We start from the raw sequence: 6,899 nt of genomic DNA on the forward strand, positions 1-6,899 counted from the left end.
CTAAATTGGCGGCAGCTGGGCTTTCATATAGGTAGGGCATTTACCGTTGGCAAAAACCATCATCGATCTGAAACGGGCCGATCTGACGCTCGGCAGTGCCGCCGCGTCCGTGCATGTGCTGAAGGGTATCGACCTTGAGATCGCCGCCGGTGAATCGGTCGGCATCGTCGGCCCTTCCGGCTCCGGCAAGTCGACGCTGCTGATGGTGCTTGCCGGCCTCGAGCGGCTGGATAGCGGCGAGATCAACATCAACGAAGCGCCCCTGCACACGATGAGCGAGGATCAGGTCGCGGACTTTCGCGGCCGCAACATCGGCATCGTCTTCCAGTCCTTCCACCTGATCGCCAACATGACGGCGCTTGAAAACGTTGCCGTGCCGCTCGAACTCGCCAATGTCGCCAATCCCTTCGAGATCGCCCGCCGCGAGCTGAAATCCGTCGGCCTCGGCGACCGGTTGAACCACTATCCCGGCCAGCTTTCCGGTGGCGAGCAGCAGCGCGTGGCGATCGCTCGCGCGCTTGCGCCATCGCCGGCGCTTCTGATTGCCGACGAACCGACAGGCAATCTCGACACCGACACCGGCCGGCAGATCGCCGACCTTTTGTTTTCCAAGCAGGCCGAGCGCGGCATGACGCTGGTGCTCGTCACCCACGACAACGCGCTCGCCAAGCGCTGCTCGCGCCAGATCCGCGTCCGCTCCGGCAAGATAGAAGGCGACAGCGCCGCGATTGAAGCCGAAGTGGCCATTGCATGACGCTGATCACCCCGCGTATCGCGCTCGCCTTCCGTCTTGCCCTTCGTGAGCTGCGCGGCGGCCTGAGAGGCTTCTACATCTTCCTCGCCTGCATCGCGCTCGGCACCGGGGCGATTGCCGCCGTCAACTCGGTCTCGCAGTCGATCACCGACACGATTGCCACGCGCGGCCAGGAGATTCTGGCCGGCGACGTGCGCTTCGAGCTCAACAACCGCGAGGCGGCCGCCAACGAGCTGGATTTCCTGCGCTCGCTCGGCAAGGTCTCGGTCTCGACAGGCCTGCGCTCCATGGCGCGCAAGCCTGACGGATCCGACCAGGCGCTGGTCGAGGTCAAGGCCGTCGACGATGCCTATCCGCTCTACGGAAGCTTCGAGGCCGAGCCCAACTACCCGCTGCATACGCTTCTTGCCGATCAGGATGGCACCTATGGCGCGCTGGCCGCGCCGCTGCTTCTGGAACGTCTCGGCCTCAAGATCGGCGACGAGCTGCTGCTCGGCAACGTCATCGTCAACATCACCGGCACGGTGAAGACCGAGCCGGACGCGGTCTCCGAAGGCTTCGGCTTCGCGCCGCGCCTGATGGTGAGCCGCCAGGCTCTGCAGGCCTCGGGTCTGATCCAGACCGGCAGCCTTGTCGAGCACAGTTACAAGGTCAAGCTGAACGACCGATCGGACATGGCAGGCATCCGCGACCGCGCCACCAAGGATTTCCCCTCGGCCGGCTGGTCGATCCGCACAAGCGACCGCGCCGCCCCCTCGCTTACCGAAAACATCGAGCGTTTCTCGCAGTTCCTGACACTGGTCGGCCTGACCGCGCTGATCGTCGGCGGCGTCGGCGTGGCCAATGCCGTGCGCGCCTTCCTCGATGCCAAGCGTACGACGATCGCCACCTTCAAGTGCCTCGGCGCGCCGGCTGCGACTGTTGTCCTCATCTACCTCTTCCAGATCGGCCTCATCGCGCTTGGCGGCATCGCCATCGGTCTCGTCATCGGTGCGGCCGCCCCCATTCTGGCGGCCCAGTTCCTGGCGCAGTTCCTGCCGGTCTCGACCGCGCCGACGCTCTATCCGGTGGCGCTGTCGCTGGCCGTGCTCTTCGGTATCCTGACGACGCTCGCCTTCGCCATCATGCCGCTCGGCCACGCCCGCGAAGTGCCGCCGACGGCGCTGTTTCGCGAGCAGGGCTTCGAGGCCCGCCGCCTGCCCTCCTGGCCCTACATTCTGATGGCAGCCGTCTTCCTGGCAGCGCTCGCCGCCCTTGCGGTGGCGACCGCCCATGATCGCTTCATCGCCGTGGTCTTCATCGGCGCCATCGCCTTTGCCTTCGTCGTCCTGCGCCTTGTCGCAGCCGGGATCGCCTGGCTTGCCCGCCGCAGCCCGCGCGTCAATTCGCCGGCGCTGAGGCTGGCGATCGGCAACATCCACCGCCCTGGCGCGCTCACCCCCTCGGTCGTGCTCTCGCTCGGCCTCGGCCTGGCGCTACTGGTCACCTTGACGCTGATCGACGGAAATCTGCGCCAGCAGCTGACCGGCCGCATGGCCGATGGCGCACCCAACTTCTTCTTCGTCGATATCCAGGGCGCCGAACTCGACGGCTTCCGCAATCTGGTGAAGACCGATGCGCCCGAGGGCAAGCTGGTCGAGGTGCCGATGCTGCGCGGCCGCATCCTCGCCTTCAACGGCGAGGACGTGACCAAGCGCAAGGTGCCGCCATCGGGCCAGTGGGTGCTGCGCGGCGACCGCGGTATCACCTATTCCGAAACGCTTCCCGAAAACGCTGTTCTGACCGAGGGCACATGGTGGGACAAGGATTATAGCGGCGAGCCGCTGGTCTCGTTTTCAGCGGAAGAGGCGGGCGAACTCGGCCTCAAGGTCGGCGATACCGTCACCGTCAACGTGCTCGGCCGCAACATGACGGCGAAGATCGCCAACCTGCGCAAGGTGCAGTGGGAGAGCCTGTCGATCAACTTCGTCATGGTCTTTTCGCCCAACACCTTCAAGGGCGCCCCGCATGCCTGGCTGGCAACACTCACCGATCCCTCGGCGACATCCTCGCAGGAAGCCGCGATCCTGAAATCGGTGACCAACACCTATCCGACGATCACGAGCGTGCGCGTCAAGGATGCGATCGACATCGTCAATTCGCTGGTGGCGCAGCTGGCGACCGCGATCCGCGCCGCTGCCTCCGTCGCCCTCATCGCCTCGGTGCTGGTGCTCGCAGGCGCCCTTGCCGCCGGCAACCGTGCCCGCACCCATGACGCGGTGGTGCTGAAGACGCTCGGCGCCACGAGACGCATGCTGATGCGCGCCTTCTGCTACGAGTATCTGATGCTCGGGCTCGCAACCGCTGTCTTCGCGCTGCTTTCGGGCGGCGTCGCGGCCTGGTTCATCGTCGCCCGCATCATGAAGATCCCCTCGCAGTTCCTGCCTGACGTCGCCGGCATGACGATCGTCACGGCCTTGGTGCTGACCGTCGGCATCGGCCTGATCGGCACATGGCGCATTCTCGGCCAGAAGGCGGCACCCGTTTTGCGCGAGCTCTGAGTGGCCGGGTTGAAATAATTCCGGCACCTTACGGCGATTTAACCCGATCGCGGGTTGCAAGGCTCTTGTTTGCAAAGGGCGAAAGGCTCATATTATCCGCAGGCATGCTGAAGCTCCGCAGCGGCGCCCGGGCAAGAAAACCCGACACCGTGTTCATTCGGAGCTGACAAGAGGAAATCATGGCTGACCTAAGAAATTACCAGGGCCGCGTTCAGAGCGGTGTCCAGACCGGCGAGATCGATCAGGGCCTTCGCAGCTATATGCTGAAGGTTTACAACCTGATGGCTATCGGCCTGGCGATCACCGGCCTGGCCGCCTATTTCGCATTCACATTCGCCGTTTCCAACGGCCAGCTGACCGCATTCGGCGCCGCGATCTACACCAGCCCGCTGAAGTGGGTGGTGATCTTCGCTCCGCTGGCGCTGGTCTTCTTCCTGAGCTTCAGGATCAATTCGATGAGCGTATCGGCCGCGCAGACGACCTTCGCGGTCTATGCAGCGCTTGTCGGCCTGTCGCTGTCGTCGATCTTCCTGATCTACACCGGCCAGAGCGTCGTGCAGACCTTCTTCGTGACGGCCGCCTCGTTCGGCGCGCTCTCGCTCTACGGCTACACGACCCGTCGTGACCTGTCGGCCATGGGCTCGTTCCTGATGATGGGTCTCTTCGGCCTGATCATCGCCTCGATCGTCAACATCTTCCTGGCCTCCTCGGCCATGCAGTTCGCGATCTCGGTGATCGGTGTGCTGATCTTCGCGGGCCTGACGGCCTACGACACGCAGCGCATCAAGGAAATGTACTACGCCGCCGACGACGCCACCATGGCCGGCCGAAAGGCGATCATGGGCGCGCTGACGCTCTACCTCGACTTCATCAACCTCTTCATGTTCCTGCTGCAGTTCATGGGCAACCGCAAGTAAGACGAAGAGCGAGAGAGAGGGCGACGCTGTCGCCCTTGATTGAGACGTTAAGAACCGCTTGCAGCAGAGATGTTGCAGGCGGTTTTTCTTTGGCCGATGGCCAGACCTCAAGGCCTCGCCTAGTTGCCTGCGAAATCGACCGAGGAGATATCGACGGACCATTCGAAATCGGCAGGTGCGGGGCGGCCCGGCAAGGTATCGAGACCACGGTAGCGGTTCAGCGCCCAGCAGCTGCCGTACTCACTATGCGGCGCGATGATCTTGTCGCTGCTGAAATAATCCGAATAGACCTCGCCGCTGAACCCCGGACGCTTCGCGATCAGCCGGAAGCGCACGATATTGACCTGCCGGTCGGAAGCGTTCGACAGTTCGACGAAAACCGGCTTGTCCGGATCCTGGCAACCGCTGGTTCCGCTGCTCGTGCCGGATATCAGGCTCGCCGAGTTCAGCCGGTCGGATTGCTGGAAATAGAGATAGAGACCAACGGCAGCGCCGACGCAGGCAAGGGCGGCAACGACGATCAGCGTGTGGCGGGGAAACATGAGAAAGCAGACCAAGACGATCGGGACCGCGATTACCATGAAAATCATTAGGTCTGCTCCATTTCACTCCTGAGCTAAAGCAGCCAGCCGCAAGAGGCAAGACTTTGCGACCGCCGAAGTTGCAATGCTGCTTCAGGGGGAAATTCTCGGGATTGGTATAGGCTGAGCGGTAGACGGCGTAGCTTCGCTCGGCGAAGCAGGCGATGAACAGTCATCGAGGTCGTGCGCGTAGAAGCGTGCTTAGATCCTCGGCACAAGTGTAAAGCCCGGAGACATACCTGACAGATGTTCGGAGACATGCCTGACACTTTTCGGATCGTAATCTGGGAGGTTTTGATGGCTTGGCGGGCGAGGTCGGTTGTGGACGAGCAAGACCGTATCATCCACAGGGACGCGGCAAGAAGGAACGCTTCCACCGCAGCCTCAATTCCGAGGTGCTGAAGATGCGGGCAGCCGCATCCGTTGCAAAGAAAAATGCCCGGCCGGAGCCGGGCACTCTATTTATCGCGAGGCAGCACCGACGGCGGAGCCGCGGGTGGTCATGCGCAGGAGATAATAGACCCCGCCGCCGATGCCGACGCCGAAGAACCAGCCGTAGGTGCCCCACCACTCCGGCAGAACAGACGTGAAAGTCGGCAGGATGGAGGAGAAGAGCGCGCCGATCGCAAACGCGATGAAGGCGTTGACGTGCCAGCCGCTCTGGAAGCGGAATTCGCCGTCTTCGCGATAGAGCGCCGCGACGTCGAGCTCGCCTTTTCTGATCAAGTAGTAGTCCACCATCATCACCCCGAAGATCGGCCCCATGGTCGAGCCGATGAAGTTGACGAAGTGGGCCGCACCCGTCTCCCAGGGGGCGAAGGGATAGAGCACCAGCGCGATCAACGCAGCGATATAGCCGCCGCGCTTGAAGCTGATGTGGCGCGGGAAGACGTTGGAGAAGTCGAAGGCCGGTGAGACGAAGTTGGCGACGACGTTGATCCCCAGCGTCGCCACCGCGAAGGTGAGTGCCGCCAGAAGCGCCAGGAACCAGCTGTCGAACTTGGCCGAGATGGCTTCCGGATGCAGCAGCACCTCGCCATAGACCGTAAAGGCCGCCGTGGTGGTCACGCCCGCCACCAGGCAGAAGGCGAGCAGGTTGATCGGCAGGCCCCAGAGATTGCCCTTTCGCAGCGTCTTCACATCCTTGGCGTAGCGCGAGAAATCGCAGAAGTTCAGATAGAGGGCTGCGAAATAGGTGATCCAGGTGGCGGCGACGGCGGCGAGCGCAGGCAAGGTGCCCGGTTCGTATGGGACGCCGGCATCCTTGGTCTTTTCGATCAGCACGTCGCGCGGGATTTCGGCTCCGAAGGAGAAGGTGCCGGCCTTGACGATGAGATAGACGGCCAAGACGAGCATCATGATCCAGACGGCCGGACCGGCCCAATCCTGGAACTTGCGCACCGTTTCCATGCCGCGCTGGATGATCAAGAGCTGCAGCGCCCAGACGATGACGTAGCAGATCACCTCCAGCGTCGAGTGGCCAAGGAAATGGCTGTTCTGGTGAAAGGCGAGAATGCTCTCGTGGCGGATCAGCAGGGCCACGATGGCGCCCGAGGCGGCGGCCGTCTGCGCGCCATACCAGAAGCAGGCGACGACCGCGCGCACCAGCGCCGGCGCATTGGCGCCGAAGGTGCCGAACGAGGCGCGCGCCAGAACCGGGAACGGCACGCCCGTCTTGACGCCGGCATTGCCGACCAGGCTCATCAGCACGAAGATGACAAGCGAGCCGAGGCCGATGGCGATGACGAAATTGATGAAGCTGCCGCACAGAAGAAAAAGGCTGGCGGCGAGATAATAGCCCCACAGGCTGTGAACGTCCGAGGTCCAGACGTTGAAAATGCTGAAGGCGCCCCACTTCCTCTCCCGAGCGGGCGCCAGATCCTCGTTGTACAACGAGGGCGACGGATTGCCAGATGTCATGTAATCCCCTCCTAGGATTCGCGGGCCACAAAATGGCCACAATCGAACTTGCTCCCGATTTGGGCATTTGACAAATATTTAATCAAATAATGCACAGGGGGTGGATGGTATTCGGGTTGGCGCTGTGCCTGAGGCGCCCCCCTCTGCCCTGCCGGGCATCTCCCCCACAGGTGGGGAGATTGGCTGG

5 protein-coding genes are annotated in these 6,899 nt (G+C 62.9%); 3 read left to right on the plus strand and 2 right to left on the minus strand.

Annotated features, from left to right (window positions below):
* Positions 1–46 precede the first annotated feature (46 nt).
* From ACODTZ_RS35035 to ACODTZ_RS35045, 3 genes are all read left to right on the plus strand, one after another.
* Entirely contained in the window at positions 47–754 is a 708-nt protein-coding gene (locus ACODTZ_RS35035) for an ABC transporter ATP-binding protein (RefSeq protein ID WP_047508859.1), read from the plus strand.
* Positions 751–3,294: an ABC transporter permease gene (locus tag ACODTZ_RS35040; RefSeq protein WP_489031808.1), complete on the plus strand. Its 2,544-nt coding sequence runs from the start codon at positions 751–753 to the stop codon at positions 3,292–3,294. The genes ACODTZ_RS35035 and ACODTZ_RS35040 overlap by 4 nt, the downstream gene beginning before the upstream one ends.
* A 179-nt stretch (positions 3,295–3,473) precedes the next feature.
* Complete coding sequence (locus ACODTZ_RS35045) at positions 3,474–4,211, plus strand: Bax inhibitor-1/YccA family protein (protein ID WP_111562616.1); 738 nt, start codon at positions 3,474–3,476, stop codon at positions 4,209–4,211.
* A gap of 119 nt (positions 4,212–4,330) precedes the next feature.
* Here ACODTZ_RS35045 and ACODTZ_RS35050 read toward each other — a convergent pair whose 3' ends face one another.
* Both ACODTZ_RS35050 and ACODTZ_RS35055 read right to left on the minus strand, forming a co-directional pair.
* A complete protein-coding gene (locus tag ACODTZ_RS35050) occupies positions 4,331–4,801 on the minus strand; it encodes a hypothetical protein (RefSeq protein WP_489031811.1) in 471 nt (156 codons plus the stop codon).
* A 453-nt stretch (positions 4,802–5,254) separates the two neighbouring features.
* Positions 5,255–6,712 carry an NCS1 family nucleobase:cation symporter-1 gene (locus tag ACODTZ_RS35055; RefSeq protein WP_489031813.1) on the minus strand — a complete coding sequence of 486 codons (1,458 nt, stop codon included), beginning with the start codon at positions 6,710–6,712 and terminating at the stop codon, positions 5,255–5,257.
* Between the last annotated feature and the right edge of the window lie 187 nt (positions 6,713–6,899).

Source organism: Rhizobium sp. FG113 (genome assembly GCF_057809895.1).

What these genes read in the sequence shown, in the direction of transcription:
- ACODTZ_RS35040 (WP_489031808.1), top strand. Translation starts at nt 751, where the DNA reads ATGACGCTGATCACCCCGCGTATCGCGCTCGCCTTCCGTCTTGCCCTT.
- ACODTZ_RS35045 (WP_111562616.1), top strand. Translation starts at nt 3,474, where the DNA reads ATGGCTGACCTAAGAAATTACCAGGGCCGCGTTCAGAGCGGTGTCCAG.
- ACODTZ_RS35050 (WP_489031811.1), bottom strand. Translation starts at nt 4,801, where the DNA reads ATGATTTTCATGGTAATCGCGGTCCCGATCGTCTTGGTCTGCTTTCTC.
- ACODTZ_RS35055 (WP_489031813.1), bottom strand. Translation starts at nt 6,712, where the DNA reads ATGACATCTGGCAATCCGTCGCCCTCGTTGTACAACGAGGATCTGGCG.